The organism is Streptomyces massasporeus (assembly GCF_014648995.1).
Taxonomy (GTDB): Bacteria; Actinomycetota; Actinomycetes; order Streptomycetales; family Streptomycetaceae; genus Streptomyces; species Streptomyces massasporeus.
On the sequence record NZ_BMSE01000014.1, the window covers coordinates 39420 to 54135 of the forward strand.

Here is a 14716-nt window from a genome sequence, read left to right on the forward strand (position 1 = left end):
CATGTTCGATTCTGATCGAGCACTTCATGGCTCCCTGGGGGGGAGCTTGTGACGAGTTGGGGAGTCTCCTTGATGCATCACGGTTCCGCCGTGCCGCGCCGCGCCCGGTTCCGGCGCGGCGCGGCGGCCCTGACCTTCGTGGCACTGTCCGCCGGCACCGCCCTGACGGGTGCGCCGGCCGCCACGGCCGCCGGCAGCGCGGCGCTCGCCGGGAAGGCGTGCGCGCCGACGGAGGGCTTCTCCGGCTGCCGCCTGTTCGTCCCGACCGACGGCAAGCAGGCCTTCACGGTGCCGTCCGGGGTGACGAGCCTGGACGTACGCGCCTGGGGAGAGGGCGGCAGGGGCAACTCCATGGCGTACGGCGGTGCGGGCGGCTTCGTCGCCGGCACCCTGAAGGTCACCCCGGGAGAGGCGCTGAGCCTTGCCGTCGGCGGACCGGGCTTCGGTGACGCCCTCGGCGGCAAGGGCGGCAAGGGCGGCAGCGGCGGCGAGCGTGGCGGCAACAGCAGCGCCGTCCGTACGAGCGGTGGCTCCGCGCTGATCGTCGCCGGCGGCGGTGGCGGCGGGGGCGGCGACGTGGCCCACGGCCAGGCCGGCACCGCAGGGGGCGAGAACGGCCAGGACGGCAGCGAGAAGGACCGCGGCGGCAAGGGCGCCACCGGCGCGACGGGCGGCGCGGCCGGTGGCAACGGCGCCGCGGGCGCCGACCACGCCAAGGGCGGTGCCGGAGGCGCCGGCGGCGCGGGCCGCTACGGCGGTGGCGGCGGCGGTGCCGGATACGCGGGCGGCGGTGGCGGCACGGGTGCCGAGACCGGCTCGTCCACCGGCAACGACCCGACCACCGGCAGCGGTGGCGGCGGCTCCAGCTACGCCGAGCCGGCCCGGGTGGACGACGCCCGGCTGGTCGTCGGCAGCCGCTACGACGCGCCGGAGAAGAAGGACCCGTTCTGGGCCTCCTCCGACAACCCGATCGACTCCGGCGTGGCCGAGGGCGGCGTCAACGCGCCCGGCGGCCCGGGCCGGATCGTCCTGCAGTGGCGGCAGTCCCCGGCCGTCGACCGGCTGATCCAGGTCTCCGGCACCGACGCGACGACCCAGCCGGGTGTCGACGTCAGGCCGCTGGCCGTGGCGGCCCGGGACAAGGACGGCAAGCCGGTCGGCGACACCTCGGTGACCTTCACCGTCGAGGACCCGGACGGTCTGAAGCCGCTCTTCTACCTCACCGGCGGCCCGGACGACGACGAGACCGTCGTGGCGACCGACGCCCAGGGCCGTGCGCAGACCCCGTGGATCGGCCTGGGCAGCCGCAAGGAGGGCTCGTTCACCGTCCGGGCGAAGACCCTGGGCGCGGAAACGTCCTTCACCGTGCGGGTCAAGGAGTCGCCGTACACCGTGAGCGTCGGCGGCGGCAACGAGCAGAAGGCCGAGCAGGGCGAGGACTTCGCCGAGGCGCTGGTCGCCCGGGTGGTCAAGTCGGGCAAGGCGGCACCGGCCGGCACCGAGGTGGAGTTCCGCGTCGAGGACGCCGCCGAGGGCGCGCCCCGCTTCGAGGGCGGGGACCGGGTCGTCCGCGTGAAGACCGACGACTCGGGCGAGGCGACGGCCCCGGCGCTGACCGCCGGTGAGGGCACGGGCACGTACACCGTGGCCGCGTCGGTCGGTGACGCCATGACCCAGTTCGCGGTCGAGGTCGTCCCCGGTGACGGCGAAGCGGAGGAGCCCGGCCCCGGCGACGAGTCCCCCTCCCCGTCCGCGAGCCCCACGACCGACCCGACACCCTCCGCGGAGCCGAGCCCGTCGACCAGTACCGGCACCTCCGGCACGACCGGCGGCGACGGCACCTCGACCACGGGCGGCACCTCCACGGACCTCGACGGCGGCAGCCTCGCCTCCACCGGCGCGGGCGGCATCGGCGTCCTCCTCGCGGCGGCGGCGGCCCTGGCAGCGGTGGGCTTCGCGGCGTTTCGCCTCGCCCCTCGCCTGAAGCTCCGCTCACGCGACAACGCCTGACAATCCGCCACGGAGACCGCCCGCCCCCGGCATCCGGGTGCGGGCGGTCTCCGTTTCGTTTTGCGGAACCTTTGCCCGGGGGTCGGGCGTTGGGAGGGGTGTGCGCGCGTGAGCGGGTGCGCCAGGTGAGGCCTACTAGTACCGAGGTGACGTCAATGGCAGTGTGGGACCGGCTCAAGGACCAGGCCAAGGCTCTCCAGCAGGGGCAGGGCGGGCGAGGCGCTGCGACCGGTGGGCACGGCGGTGGTGGACACGGCAGCGGTGGGGCGAGGTCCGGTGGCGGCGGCAAGGCCCAGCTGGTCGGTCTGCTGAAGACGCAGCTCGGTTCGTTGAAGAACGAGTTGAAGAGCGGTGCGTACCGGGACGCGAGCATGGCGATGTGCGCCCTGGTCGCGGCGGCCGACGGGAACGTGGACCCGGCCGAGCGCCAGCAGGTCGAGTCGATGATCCTCAGCAACGACGTCCTGCAGAACTTCCCGCCGGAGCAGTTGCGCACGCGTTTCAACAAGCACGTGGACCAGCTGACCGCCAACTTCCAGTACGGCAAGTCGGAGGCCATGCAGGAGATCGCCAAGGCCGCCAAGAAGCCCACCGAGGCCAGGGCCGTGATCCAGACCGGCATGGTCATCGCCGGTGCCGACGGCCACTTCTCCCAGGCCGAGGCGACGGTCCTGCGCGAGGCCTGTGCGACGTTGGGGGTGAATCCCGCCGAGTTCCAGCTCTGACCGGCGGGAGCCGGCCGCTCAGGGAGCGCGCAGGGCGTCCACGGCCAGGCGGGCCGCCGTGCCGATGACGGCGTCGGCGGCGGGCAGGAGCGCGGAGGTGCGGGCCGTGCGGGTGAAGACGGCGACGGCGTAGCGGCCCCCGTCGGGGTATTCGACGACGCCGACCTCGTTGCGCACGGTCGGCAGGCTGCCGGTCTTCCCCGCCACGTGCACGTCGTCGAAGGGGAAGCCGGAGGCCAGCCGGTGCGGCCACACCTGGAGGCCGAGGATGCGGCGGATGGCCGCGCCGTGCTCGGGCGTGCACGCCTCGTCGCGCCAGACGGCGGCGAGCAGCCGGGTCATGTCTCGCGGAGTGCTGCGGTTGGTGCGGGCCGGGTCGAGTGCGCGCAGCCGGGTGACGACGAGCGGGTCGGCCAGGGACCGGGCGCCGCCCGGCCCGGCGTCCTCCTTGATGGTGGAAAGGAGTTCGCCGAAGGTGTGCACGGCCAGGGTGCGGGCCAGGCCGAGGCGGGCCGTGGTGCGGTTGACGGCGTCGAGACCGACGCGTTCCAGCAGCTGATCGGCGGCCGCGTTGTCGCTGACCGACATCATCAGGTAGGCGAGGTCGCGCAGGGACAGCCGGGCGCCGTCGAGCATCGCCGCGAGCCCCGTCGGGCCGGTGGTGCGGGCCTGCGGGGAGCACTCGACCGGCTCGGTGAGGTCCAGGAGTCCGGCGGCGGCCTGTTCGTGGAGCGTGACGAGCAGGCACAGCTTGTGGACGCTGGCGGTGCAGACGGGCTGGTCCGCGCCGGCGTCGAGCTGCGCACCGGAGTCGATGTCGAGGGCGTGCAGCCGGCCGGTGACGCCGGCGTCGGCGAAGGCCGCGTGGATACGGGCGAGGGCGTCGGTCACAGCCAGTACTCCGAGGCCGGGCGCAGATGCAGCGGGCGGGCGGGCAGGTCGGGGCTCGCCCCGGCGGTGCTGCGCAGCGCCCGCGTGGCGGCCTCGGTGAACGCGGCGACGGCGGCGTCCCCGCGCCCGCCGGGCCAGGCCACGGAGTGCCGCAGGGCGAGCGGCGCGCCGGTGAGGGGCCGCCAGACCACGCCCGAGGCGGGGCTCGGCGGCTGGTCCCCCTCCCCCTGGCCGTGCGCGTCCCGCGGGCTGAGCGCCACCGCCCGCGCCGACAGCACCAGGCCGCGGACGAAGCTGGTGCCCTGGGCGTGGCGCACGGCGGGTGGGGTGTAGCCGTTGCGGGCGCAGGTGGTCAGGAGGTCGTCGTAGACGGCCGGGGCGCCGGCGCGGGGGAAGAGGATCAGGTCGTAGCCGGTGAGCGAGGCGAGCGGGACCTCGTCGAGCCCGGCCGCCGCCGCGTCGCGGGGCAGCAGCACGCCGAGCTCGCGCCGCAGTACGGGGCCCAGCTCGAGTCCGGAGACGTCACAGGGGTGGTGGATGAGCCCGACGTCCAGCTCGTGCGCGGCGAACCGCTCCAGTTGCTGGGCGGTGGGCAGTTCGTGCAGTTCCAGTTCCAGGCCGTCGGCGGTGCCGGAGAAGTGCGCGAGCAGTGCGGCGACGGTCTCGCCGGACACGTCGGGCGGCAGCGCGGCCCGCAGCAGGCCGGTCTCCCCGTCGCGGATGCGGCGTGCGGTGGCCATGAGCGCCTCCGAGCGGGCGAGCACCTCCCGGGCCTCGGCCAGCAACAGCGTCCCGGCCTCGGTGATGGTCACCTGCCGGCTCGTGCGTTCGAAGAGCCGGACGCCCAGGTGTCTCTCCAGGCGTTGGATGCGCTGCGAGAGCGGCGGCTGGGCCATGCCGAGGCGGGCTGCGGCACGGCCGAAGTGTGACTCTTCTGCAACAGCCACAAAGCACTCCAGGTGCCGCACCAGGTCCACGAGCAGCAATCATATCGGCTGCATATTGATCCGACATCGATACCGGTCTTGGACAGAGTGCCCGGGCCGCTGCTGTTCTCGGCCCATGGACTCTCATGCCGATCACTCCAGCGTCACCACCGGCGGTCCCGGGCCGCGCAGAAAGGCCACGCGGGCCGTCATCGCCGGGGCGGTGGTGCTGGCCGCCGTCGCGGGTGGGGCGTACGCAGCCGGTGTCGGCCCCTTCGAACGGGACACCGGGCCCGACCCGGCGGCCGGGAAGCAGGCCCGCGCGTTCCTCGCCGACTGGGCCGCCGGCCGCATGGAGAGCGCGGCGGGCCGTACGACCAGTCCCGGCACGGCACAGCGGGTGCTGGACAGCTTCACCGCCGGACTCGACATCGACGAGCCCGAGCTCACGGCGAAGCCCGCGACCGAGACCGGTGACGGCACGGTCGCCGTCCCGTTCACCGCGCGGATGCCCGTCACGGGCCTGGGCACCTGGACCTACGAGTCGAAGCTGCCGCTGCGCAAGCAGGGCGACGGCTCCTGGAAGGTGGACTGGCGGCTGTCCCTCGTCCACCCCCGCCTGAGCGATACGGAGAAGTTCCGCCTGGAACGGGAGGAGACCGAGCCCCCCGAGGTCACCGACCGGGACGGCACGCGGCTCACCGGTGACGCCTTTCCCTCCCTCGCGCCCCTGATGACCCGGCTCGCCGGGGGCGGCGGCAAGGACTCCGGCGCACGTGGCGCGATCCGCCTCGTCGACCGGACCACCGGCGAAGTGGAGCGCACGGAGGCGTCCTTCGGCGCGAAGACGCTCCGGGCGGACAAGGGCCCGGTCCCCACGACCCTGGACGCCGACTGGCAGTCCGCCGCCGAGAAGGCCCTCGCCTCCCGGGCCGCAGGCAAGAACGCCGCGCTCGTCGCCCTGCGCATCGACGACGGCGAGATCCTGGCCGTCGCGAACTCCCCGTCCACCGGCTTCAACCGCGCGCTCTCCGGCACCTACGCCCCCGGCTCCACCTGGAAGATCGTCACCAGCAGCGCCCTGCTGATCGAGGACGCCGTCGCCCCGGACGACGTGGTGGACTGCCCCAAGTACCTCACGGTGGGGAAGAAGTTCCAGAACGTGGAGCTCTCCGAACACCCGGGGGCCACGTTCCGCAAGGACTTCACCGAGTCCTGCAACACGGCGTTCATCAGCCTGCGCGACCGGCTCGACGACGGGCGACTGGGGGAGGTCGCCCGCACGTACTTCGGGGTCGGCCAGGAGTGGCACGTCGGGGCGCCCACGTACGACGGTTCGGTGCCGGTGCCCAAGGACGAGACGGAGAAGGCCGCGTCGATGATCGGGCAGGGCCGGGTGCAGGCCAATCCGCTGATCATGGCGTCGGTGACCGCGACCGCCGTGTCCGGCACCTTCCACCAGCCCTCGCTCACCGCCGGCAACGAGGACGGCACCCGCACGACCCCGCTCCCGCGCGGTGTCGTCACCCAGCTGCGCGCGATGCTGCGCGCCACCGTCACCGACGGCACCGCGAAGGTCCTCTCGGACCTGCCCGGCGAGATCGGCGCGAAGACCGGCACCGCCGAGGTCTCCGACGACCAGGACAACAACGGCTGGCTCGTCGCCCACCGCGGCAACGTCGCCGTCGCCTGCGTCGTGGAGGAGGGTGTCACCGGCGGCGGCTCCGCCGGCCCGATCGTCCACAGCCTGCTGTCCACGGTCCCGGACGACTCCGCGTGACAGCGGCCCATTCCGTGAAGGAGCCCGCCGTATGACCCCCGACCGGAGCGTGACGCCCGACCGCACCACCTCCTCCCGCCGCGCCCTCCTGGCCGCCGCGGCCCTGCTTCCGCTCGCCGCCTGCGGTACGGACGACCGCCCCGCCGATCACGCGAGGCGACGAAGCCCCACGCCCACCGGTTCGCCGTCCGGGAGGCCCACCGTGCACCGCCCCCGGCTGGCGGACCTGGAGCGCGAGTACGGTGCACGCGTCGGGGTCTACGCCCTCGCGACCGGTACCGGGGCCACGGTCGTGCACCGGGCCGGTGAACGCTTCGCGTTCTGCTCCACGTTCAAGGCGCTGGCCGCGGCGGCGGTCCTGCACCGCCGCTCCGCGGGCGGGCTGGACCGCCGTGTCACCTACACCGAGGCCGACCTGCGCTCCACCGCGCCCGTCACCGGCAAGCACGTCGCGACCGGGATGACCCTCCGTCAACTCTGCGACGCCGCCGTCCGCTTCAGCGACGGCACGGCGGGCAACCTCCTGATGCGCGACATCGGCGGCCCCGCCGGACTCACCGCCTACCTGCGCGGGCTCGGCGACACCACGAGCCGGATGGACCACTACGAGCCCGAACTGCACGACGTGCCGCCGGACGACCCCGCCGACACCACCACCCCGCAGGCGATCGCCAGCGACTTCCGCGACCTGCTCCTGGGCACCGCCCTGCCCGTCCGCGAACGCCGGCTCCTCATGGACTGGCTCTCGCGCAACGCCACCGCCGTCGGCGCCCGCCGCATCCGGGCCGGGCTCCCCGGGGACTGGAAGGTGGCCGACAAGACCGGCACCGGCGACTACGGCCGGGCCAACGACATCGCGGTCGTCCACCCGCCCCGCACCGGGCCGCTCGTCCTGGCCGTCATGACCGACCGGCCGGGCCGTGACGCCGAGCCCTCCGACGCCCTGATCGCCGAGGCGACGCGGCGGACCGTCGCCGCCCTGAGGCTCCCGGGGCTCCCCGGGCGCCCGTCGCCGTCTATAACGGGGCCATGATCTATCACGTCGTACCGCGCACCGTCTGGACCACCGCCACCGGCCCCACCTACGCGCCCGACTCCCTCGCCGGGGAGGGCTTCGTGCACTGCTCCCCGGACGAGGCGACCACGCTGGCCGTCGTCAACGCCTTCTACCGGGACGCGCCCGGGCCCCTTCTGGTGCTCGCCCTCGACGAGGCGCGGCTCACCGCCCGGGTGGAGTGGGAGGCGGCGGCTCCCGCCCCGCCGCCCGGGGTCACCGGGGACACCCTCTTCCCGCACGTGTTCGGCCCCCTCGACCGGGACGCCGTCGACCACGTCCTCGAGGTGCGGTTCGACGAGGAGGGACGGGCCTCGGAGTTGCGTACGGCAGGATGACCGGGTGATCGAACAGAATTCCACACCGGCCGCCCCCGAGCCCGTGCTGCGCCCCGTCCGGGGAGCCGCCCGCTGCGCCATCGCGGCCCTCGCCCTGGCCGCGGTCGCCTGGGCGGCCCGGGCGGTCTGGCACCTCCGGCTCTCCGCCGCGGGGGAGCCGGCGTCCGGCCCGCCCGACCAGGGCGACGGCGTGCACCGTCCGCTGAACGCGCTGGAGGACTCCTACCACCTGGTCGCCTCCGTGGGCAGCGCCGTCACGGCCGTCTGCGTGCTCGCGTTCCTGTTCTGGCTGGATCAAGTGCGGGACAACGCCAAGGCCCTGTCGGGCACGGCCCCACGCTACGGCTACCCCTGGCTCTGGCTGGGCTGGATCGTGCCCGTCGTGAATCTCTGGATACCCCGGGGCGTCGTCGCGGACGTCCACCGCTCGGTCTTCCCCGAGCGGCGGCTGCCCGCCGTCGTGAACTGGTGGTGGGGCCTGTGGCTGGCCGGTCTGGCCGGCGGCGTGGGGATCATCTACTCCGACGACACGGACGAGGTCATCGCCCGCGCCTACAGCGAGGTGCTGCCCCTGCTCGCCGCCGATCTGGTGATCGTCGCCGCGGCCGCGGCAGCCGCCCTCATGGTGCACACGCTCACGACGGCCCAGCAGCAGCGCCTGGACGAACCGGCTCCGGCGGCATAGGGCCCGGCCCCGGCGGAACAGGCCCCGGCTCCGGCGGAACAGGCCCCGGCTCCGGCGGGACAGGGCCCGGCTCCGGCGGGACAGGGCCCGGCTCCGGCGGTACAGGGCCCGGCTCCGGCGGTACAGGGCCCGGCTCCGGCGGGACAGGGCCCGGCTCCGGCGGAACAGGCCCCGGCCCCGGCGAAAGAGCCCCGGCCCCGGCGGAACAGGCCCCGGCCCCCGCCGCGCCGGACCCGGCCCTACCGCGGTTCCCGGCGCGGCCGGTACACCGACGCGACGAACGAGGCCGTCACCCGCACCGGCGCCGCCATCTCCGCCACCCGGCCGCGCAGTTCCGCCGCGTCGACGTGACGCGCGGCCGGACTCATGGCCACCAGGGCGGCGACCTCCCCGGCCGTGAGGCTCATGACGTACTCCAGCGGCTCGGCGCGCTCGCGCCGGAAGTGCGCCCCCAGGGTCCGGTTCAGGCGGTCCTCCTTCAGCGGGTCGACGGCCGGCAGCCCCGTGGACGCGCGCAGTTCGCGCAGATGCCGGGCGGTGGGGGTGACGACGAGCAGCGCGCCGTCCGGGCCGAGGACGCGGTGGAACTCGGGCCCGTTGCGGGGCGCGAAGACATTGAGGACGAGGTCGGCGCAGCCGGTGCGCACGGGCCAGGGCTGCCACACGTCCCAGCCGGCGGCCTCCGCCCGGGTATGCGCGCGGGCCGCCGCGCGCAGGGCGGGCACGGAGCTGTCCAGTCCCAGCCCCAGGGCCTCGGGGAGGGCGTCCAGGACGGCCGCGAGGTAGTGGCCGGTGCCCGCCCCGGCGTCCAGGACGGTGGCGTCCGGCGGGGCCAGTTCCGTGGCGAGTTCCGCGAGGGCGCGGGCGAGCGGGTCGTAGTGCCCGGCGCCGAGGAACGCGGCGCGGCTGCGGACCATGTCGGGGGAGTCGGCGCTCGGTGCCCGCCGGTGGCCGGTCAGGAGGCTGACGTAGCCGTGTCGGGCGATGTCGAAGGTGTGGCGGCCGGCGCACCGCAGGGCGCCGTCGGTGCGACGCAGGGCGGCCGGGCACAGGGGGCAGGTCAGGACGGACAGGAGTCGGTCGGAAGGCAAGGGTGCTCCTCGGAACGCGGGGCACTGCGGCGGCGCGGGGCACCGCGTGCGGGCGGCGGACGGTGGGGCGTCGGCGCCCGCCGGCCGGCTCGCCGTGAAACGGCGGCCGAGGGGCGGGTACGCCGAGGACGGCGACGTGAGCGACTCACGTCGCCGTCCTCACCGCGGCGTCAGAGGAAGCAGTGAGGCAGGGCGTTGCATGCCAGTGCCATACGGCCAGGCTACCGGGCGCCGCCGAAGGTCACGACGAGCCGCCCGTCCGAGGCGAACGACCAGCGCAGGGCACCGGCGTAGGAGGAGCAGCGGGAGCCGTTCGAGCCGGACCAGAACTGGTTGGAGCTGTCGGAGGTGCCGATGATCCGGTCGTTCGACCCGCTGTCGCAGGAGGTGTTGGAGCGGAACACCGACGTGCTGCCGGAGTCGAAGTTGAAGTTGCGCTGCTCGTTGCCGACGCTGACGTTGTCCGAGATCTGCATCGGGCCGGTGTTGCTGTTGTAGGTGAAGCCGTGCTTGCCGTTGCCGTAGGCGATGCTGCGCCGGACGACGTGGCCGACGCCGATGTCCTCGCCGCCGAGCTTGTAGCCGTTGCGGTCGCCGTTGCCGGCCTGGGAGCCGTCGCTGAGGGTGCCGTTGCCGAAGGCGAGGGAGTCCTCGATGGTCACCGCGCCGATGGGGCCGGTGTCCGGCTTGGTGTAGAGGTCGTAGCCGTCGTCGATGTTGTGGTGGGACACGGTGTAACGGAAGACGTTGCCGGGGCCGACGGTGAGCTTCGGTGCGAAGCCGTCCGCGTCCTCGCCGTCGGAGTCTGCGTTGTCGTGCGACTCGGTGCTGACGATGAGGTTGCGGGAGGGCCACTGGTCCTTGGGCGTGCTGGACAGCGCCCGCGACAGTTGCAGGCCCGAGTCGCGGTTGAAGCGGGTCACCGTGCGTTCGACGACGTTGTCGCTGCCGCTGAGGAAGATGCCGTTGTCACCGGCCCGTTCGACGACGAGGCCCTTGACGTGCCAGTGATTCGCGTTGAGGGCGAGGCCGCGGTTGGCCGGGTCCTCGCTCTGGGCGGAGAAGTCGAGCACGGGTGTCTCGCCCGGGTAGGCGAAGAGTTCCGTGCGGTCGCCGGAGGTGCCGTTGCGGCCCGCCGGGACGGTGACGGTCTGGGAGTAGCGGTAGGTCCCGCCGCGCAGGTAGATGGTGCCGCCGGCCGTGACGCGGCTGATCGCGGAGGTGAGCGTCGTCGGGCTCGACTCCGTGCCGGCCGCGCTGTCGGTGCCGTTCGGTGACACGTACAGGACCGGCCCGGTGGGCTGCGGTTCGCTGCCGCCCGTCTCGGCATCGACGCAGTCGACGTTGGGCAGGCCGGCGGAGGTGGTCGGGCTCAGCCGGACGGTGTTGGCGCCCGCCCGCAGCGGGACGGTGAGCGTCTTGGTCGCCCAGGTGCTCCACGCGCCGGTGCCCTCGAAGGACGCCGTGCCGGTCGTCGTGCCGTTGACCACGAGGCCGGCGGCGCGCGCGGAGGTCGTGCCGTTGGCGAAGCGGACCTTCAGGGTCGCCGTGCCGGCGGCGGAGGAGTTCACGGTGAACTGGGCGTATCCGCCGGTGCCGTTGTCGCCGTTGCAGAAGCCGCTGCCGGAGAATCCGGCCCAGTCCGAGTCGATGGTGCCGGTGCAGACCGCGGGCGAGACCTCGGCCTCGTAGCGGGTGGTCGCCGCCTGGGCGGTGGGGCCGGACAGGGCGACGAGGCTGCCGGCCAGGAGGCCGACGGACGCGATCACTGGTCTCAGGTGCATCGTGTCTCCAAGGGGTGGTGACCTGTGCGGAACCCGGCCGGGGTAAGCGCTTTCCGCGTTGTCTTGAGGGGGAACGTAGAAGCTTGCTGTGGACGCGTCAATGGTTCTGTACGTGATTGCCGTTCAGTATCGTGAACGACCTCGGGTGTTGTGCCGCCGCCGCCCCCTGCCGCCGCCCCCCCCGGAACTTCGGCGGCTATCGTCCGCTCGTGAGCGAACTGTCGGCTGTGTACCTGCCGGAACCGACCGCCGGACGGCTGCTGGGATCGTGGCAGTGGGACGTCCCCGCCCTGCTGCTCGTCGCCGTGCTGGGCGGGCTCTACGGCTGGGGTGTGGTCCGGGTGCGCCGACGGGGCGGGCCCTGGCCGCCGACGCGCCTCGCCGCCTTCGTGCTGCTCGGGCTCGGCGCGATCGTCGTGGCCACGATGTCCGGCCTGGCCGTCTACGACCGTGAACTGTTCTGGCCGGCCGCCGTGCAGAACGTGGGGCTCGACCTGCTCGCGCCGCTCGGCCTCGCCCTGGGCGACCCGCTGCGGCTCGCGGTGGAGGCCCTGCCGGAGGGCGGCGCGGCCCGGGTGCGGCGGGCGCTGACCGGCCGGATCGTCAGACTGCTGACGTTCCCCCTCGTCAGCACGGTCCTGGTGCTGGCCACCGAACTGACCGTCTACTTCACGCCGTACTTCGCCACCGCGCTGCGCGTGGGCTGGCTGCACGAGCTGATGTACCTCCATCTGCTCGCGGCCGGCTGCCTGTTCGTGCTGCCGGTGCTCACCCGCGAGCAGGCCCTGCCCGCCTGGTGCACCCACCCGGTCCGGGCGGCCCTGGTGTTCCTGGACGGGATCGTCGACGCGCTCCCGGGGCTGGTGGTCATGACGCACGGCACCCTGATCGCGGGCGCCTGGTACCTGCACCACGCGCCGCCCGGCTCCGACGTCCACCACGACCAGCAGCTCGGCGGCGGCGCCATGCTGGGCATCGCCGAACTGGTCGCGATCCCCTTCCTGCTGACGGTCCTCGCGCAGTGGGCGCGGGCCGAGCGCGACGGGACGGCCGCGATCGACCGGCGTCTCGACGCCGAACTCGCCCCCGCCGCCCCGGTCGCCGCCGCGGACGGGACCGCCGGACTGGTCCGGCCCTGGTGGGAGACCGAGCAGGGCGAGGTGGCGGAGCGGGTGCGGAGGCAGCGGCCGGGTGACTGACCCGGGGCCCTCCGGCGCCGGTCAGCGACTGCGGTCCGCCGGCCCCGGCGCGGGTCAGCGGCTCTCGTCCGCCGGCCCCGGCGCGGGTCAGCGGCTCTCGTCCGCCGGCCCCGGCGCGGGTCAGCGGCTACCGTCCGCCGCCCTCCGGGGCACCGGTCAGCGGCTGCCGTCCGCCCCCCCCGGGGGCACCGGTCAGTGGCTGCCGTCCGCCGCCCTCCGGTCCGTGCTCGGGCGGGCCTTGGAGGGGACGGGCTCCACCGGGGTGGGTGTGGCCGACGGGGCGCGAGACACGGCCGCCGGGCCGGTCGCCTCGTCGGTGACGGGGGTGTCCGGGACGGACGTGCGGGGGGTGTCGGTGCCCGGCCGGCGCGTGCCCGGGGCCGACGGGGGGGACTCGGACGGGGACGGCTCGGGGGTGGGGGACGTCGAGGGCGTGGGCGGCGCCGTCCTGGAGGCGGGCGGGGCCATCGGGATCGTCGGAGTCGTGGGGCGCTCGGGTGCCGTGTGGCGCAGGGGGACGGCGATGAGGACGGCCGCGACGCAGCACAGGCCCGCCCCGGCCGCGGTGCGCAGCAGGCGGCGGCGGGTCGCCCGGCGGCGGATCGTCTCGTACTGGCCGGGGGGTGCGCCCAGGTAGTCGGGGGAGGAGGGGCGCAGGATCACGGCGAGCGGGTCGTCGGGGCCGGACTGCGGGCCGTCGTCGTCAAGGCGTGTGGTCAAGGCTTCTCCTCAGGTGGACGCGGAGCAGTTCCCGGGCCGCGTGCAGGTCGGCCTTGACGGTTCCTTCCTTGCGCCCGGTCAGCGCGGACACCTCCCGGATCGGCATGTCAGCGTAGTAGTGGAGGAGGATCGGGACGCGCAGTCGCTCCGGCAGCGACTGCACGAGCAGCCGGACCGACGGGTCGGCCTGTTCGGGGTGGGGGCGCACGGCGGCCTCCGAGGTGACGCGGTGCATGGCCCGGCGCTCGCGCTCCAGCTTGCGCCAGTGGTCCCTGACCAGGTTGGCCGCGGTGACGTAGAGGAACCCGCGCGGTTCCTCCACGGACGTCCAGCGGGCCCAGAGCCGGGTGAACGCCTCCGAGGCGATCTCGTGGGCCGTCCCGTCGTCGTCGACGAGCCGGCGGCACCAGCCGGCGAGGCGCGGATAGAGGGCGGCGAACAGCTCGGACGCTGCCTTCTCGCGGGACCGTTTCAACGCTCTCCAGAGGTGGGGGACTTCGTACCGCTCAGGGCCGCGAACACGATCACGTTGTCCGCGTAGCCGTCGCCGGTCCGCGCTCCGCCGCACGTGATCAGCCGCAGCTCCGGGCGGTCCACGTTCCCGTAGACGTCATCGGCCGGGAAGTCGGTTTTCGGGACGGTCCGCACCGCCGTGACGGCGAACTCCGCCGCGGTGCCGTTCTCCAGGCGCGCCACGATCCGGTCGCCCCGGTGCAGCCGGGCGAGCCGGCGGAAGACGCCGTCGCCGTACGGGCCGACCGTGACATGGCCGAGGATCACCGACGGGCCCCGCGCGCCGGGCGTCGGCGAGTGCCGGTACCAGCCCGCCCGGTCGTGGGCCGTGACCGGCGGCACCTGCACCGTGCCGTCGGCCGCCAGGCCCAGCCGGATGACCGGGGTGTCGACGCCGATGGCCGGGATCAGCAGCCGGACCGGGACCGAACGGGCCAGGGGGCGGGCCCTCTTCGCCGGGACCGGCCGGGCGGTGGCCGCCGGCCGGGGCGCGCCGCTCCCGTGGCCTGTGCACGCCGTCAGCAGGGACGCCGGCGCCCCGACCGTGAACGCGCGCCTGGAGAACGGGCTCATGCCCCGGTCGCCCGGCGGCGGCGCACGACGAAGACCGTGCCGCCGCCCAGGGCGAGCACCGCGGCGGCGCCCGCGCCGATCGCCGTACCGCCGGTCCCGGAGGCGCCGGTCGCCGCCACACCGGTGTCGGGCGCGCCGCTCGGCCGCACGGAGACCTGGCCGTCGGCCGGTGCCCGGGTCGGCTCCGCGCTGGGCGTCTTGCGGGCGGGCTCGGGCGTCCGGGTCGGCTCCGCGCTCTCCGCCGGCCGGGTGGAGGGCGCGGCGTCCGAGGGGACCGGGCTCGGGGTCGCCGGCCCGTCCGCGAACGCGGGCCCGGTGCCCATCAGGACGGCGGTGCCCGCGAGGGCCAGGACGCTCAGGACAGTTCGGCGCATGGAATCGCACTCCTTCGTCGGTCCGCCCGACGGTCGGCGGGCTGGGTGACAGT

Annotated in this window: 15 protein-coding genes; 7 read left to right on the forward strand and 8 right to left on the reverse strand. The window is 74.7% G+C overall.

Translation table 11 applies throughout. The features are described from left to right. Positions 1-72 precede the first annotated feature (72 nt). Both IE153_RS27040 and IE153_RS27045 read left to right on the forward strand, forming a co-directional pair. Positions 73-2010 (forward strand): glycine-rich domain-containing protein, encoded by a 1938-nt coding sequence (locus IE153_RS27040; RefSeq protein WP_189592413.1) that lies wholly within the window; start codon positions 73-75, stop codon positions 2008-2010. 155 nt (positions 2011-2165) lie between these two features. Beyond that, positions 2166-2735, forward strand: a complete 570-nt coding sequence (locus IE153_RS27045) for a tellurite resistance TerB family protein (protein WP_189592414.1) — start codon at positions 2166-2168, stop codon at positions 2733-2735. An 18-nt stretch (positions 2736-2753) separates the two neighbouring features. Here the strand turns inward: IE153_RS27045 and IE153_RS27050 are convergent, their stop codons facing one another. Both IE153_RS27050 and IE153_RS27055 read right to left on the reverse strand, forming a co-directional pair. Further along, complete coding sequence (locus tag IE153_RS27050; protein WP_229829187.1) at positions 2754-3626, reverse strand: serine hydrolase; 873 nt, start codon at positions 3624-3626, stop codon at positions 2754-2756. Continuing rightward, positions 3623-4573 (reverse strand): LysR family transcriptional regulator, encoded by a 951-nt coding sequence (locus tag IE153_RS27055; protein WP_229829188.1) that lies wholly within the window; start codon positions 4571-4573, stop codon positions 3623-3625. Before IE153_RS27055 ends, IE153_RS27050 begins: the two co-directional genes overlap by 4 nt. Positions 4574-4688: 115 nt before the next feature. Between IE153_RS27055 and IE153_RS27060 the strand changes: the two genes are divergently transcribed. From IE153_RS27060 to IE153_RS27075, 4 genes are read left to right on the forward strand one after another with little or no spacing between them, the layout of a single operon-like run. Next, positions 4689-6332, forward strand: coding sequence for a penicillin-binding transpeptidase domain-containing protein (locus IE153_RS27060; protein ID WP_189592416.1), 1644 nt, complete (start codon positions 4689-4691; stop codon positions 6330-6332). Between the two features lie 31 nt (positions 6333-6363). Further along, positions 6364-7365: a class A beta-lactamase gene (gene bla, locus IE153_RS27065; protein ID WP_189592417.1), complete on the forward strand. Its 1002-nt coding sequence runs from the start codon at positions 6364-6366 to the stop codon at positions 7363-7365. Beyond that, complete coding sequence (locus IE153_RS27070; RefSeq protein WP_189592418.1) at positions 7362-7724, forward strand: DUF952 domain-containing protein; 363 nt, start codon at positions 7362-7364, stop codon at positions 7722-7724. The genes bla and IE153_RS27070 overlap by 4 nt, the downstream gene beginning before the upstream one ends. A 4-nt stretch (positions 7725-7728) precedes the next feature. Beyond that, on the forward strand, positions 7729-8409 hold the full coding sequence (locus IE153_RS27075) for a DUF4328 domain-containing protein (protein ID WP_229829189.1): 681 nt from the start codon (positions 7729-7731) through the stop codon (positions 8407-8409). Positions 8410-8648: 239 nt separating this feature from the next. Here the strand turns inward: IE153_RS27075 and IE153_RS27080 are convergent, their stop codons facing one another. After that, positions 8649-9500, reverse strand: a complete 852-nt coding sequence (locus IE153_RS27080; protein WP_189592419.1) for a putative RNA methyltransferase — start codon at positions 9498-9500, stop codon at positions 8649-8651. A gap of 221 nt (positions 9501-9721) precedes the next feature. Next, positions 9722-11284 carry a right-handed parallel beta-helix repeat-containing protein gene (locus tag IE153_RS27085; protein WP_189592420.1) on the reverse strand — a complete coding sequence of 521 codons (1563 nt, stop codon included), beginning with the start codon at positions 11282-11284 and terminating at the stop codon, positions 9722-9724. Positions 11285-11493: 209 nt separating this feature from the next. Here IE153_RS27085 and IE153_RS27090 point away from each other — a divergent pair, with 209 nt between their 5' ends. Further along, positions 11494-12483 (forward strand): cytochrome c oxidase assembly protein, encoded by a 990-nt coding sequence (locus tag IE153_RS27090; protein ID WP_435811805.1) that lies wholly within the window; start codon positions 11494-11496, stop codon positions 12481-12483. Positions 12484-12675: 192 nt separating this feature from the next. On the opposite strand, the gene IE153_RS27095 is transcribed toward IE153_RS27090, so the two are convergent. The 4 genes from IE153_RS27095 to IE153_RS27110 are packed head-to-tail and all read right to left on the reverse strand — an operon-like array spanning position 12676 to position 14663. After that, on the reverse strand, positions 12676-13203 hold the full coding sequence (locus tag IE153_RS27095) for a hypothetical protein (RefSeq protein WP_229829190.1): 528 nt from the start codon (positions 13201-13203) through the stop codon (positions 12676-12678). Further along, complete coding sequence (locus IE153_RS27100) at positions 13187-13678, reverse strand: RNA polymerase sigma factor (RefSeq protein ID WP_031113208.1); 492 nt, start codon at positions 13676-13678, stop codon at positions 13187-13189. Before IE153_RS27100 ends, IE153_RS27095 begins: the two co-directional genes overlap by 17 nt. Beyond that, positions 13675-14289: a class F sortase gene (locus IE153_RS27105; RefSeq protein WP_189592421.1), complete on the reverse strand. Its 615-nt coding sequence runs from the start codon at positions 14287-14289 to the stop codon at positions 13675-13677. The genes IE153_RS27100 and IE153_RS27105 overlap by 4 nt, the downstream gene beginning before the upstream one ends. Then, complete coding sequence (locus IE153_RS27110) at positions 14286-14663, reverse strand: Tat pathway signal sequence domain protein (protein ID WP_189592422.1); 378 nt, start codon at positions 14661-14663, stop codon at positions 14286-14288. Before IE153_RS27110 ends, IE153_RS27105 begins: the two co-directional genes overlap by 4 nt. Between the last annotated feature and the right edge of the window lie 53 nt (positions 14664-14716).

What these genes read in the sequence shown, in the direction of transcription:
- IE153_RS27070 (WP_189592418.1), top strand. Translation starts at nt 7,362, where the DNA reads ATGATCTATCACGTCGTACCGCGCACCGTCTGGACCACCGCCACCGGC.
- IE153_RS27110 (WP_189592422.1), bottom strand. Translation starts at nt 14,663, where the DNA reads ATGCGCCGAACTGTCCTGAGCGTCCTGGCCCTCGCGGGCACCGCCGTC.
- IE153_RS27105 (WP_189592421.1), bottom strand. Translation starts at nt 14,289, where the DNA reads ATGAGCCCGTTCTCCAGGCGCGCGTTCACGGTCGGGGCGCCGGCGTCC.
- IE153_RS27040 (WP_189592413.1), top strand. Translation starts at nt 73, where the DNA reads ATGCATCACGGTTCCGCCGTGCCGCGCCGCGCCCGGTTCCGGCGCGGC.
- IE153_RS27060 (WP_189592416.1), top strand. Translation starts at nt 4,689, where the DNA reads ATGGACTCTCATGCCGATCACTCCAGCGTCACCACCGGCGGTCCCGGG.
- IE153_RS27045 (WP_189592414.1), top strand. Translation starts at nt 2,166, where the DNA reads ATGGCAGTGTGGGACCGGCTCAAGGACCAGGCCAAGGCTCTCCAGCAG.
- IE153_RS27085 (WP_189592420.1), bottom strand. Translation starts at nt 11,284, where the DNA reads ATGCACCTGAGACCAGTGATCGCGTCCGTCGGCCTCCTGGCCGGCAGC.
- bla (WP_189592417.1), top strand. Translation starts at nt 6,364, where the DNA reads ATGACCCCCGACCGGAGCGTGACGCCCGACCGCACCACCTCCTCCCGC.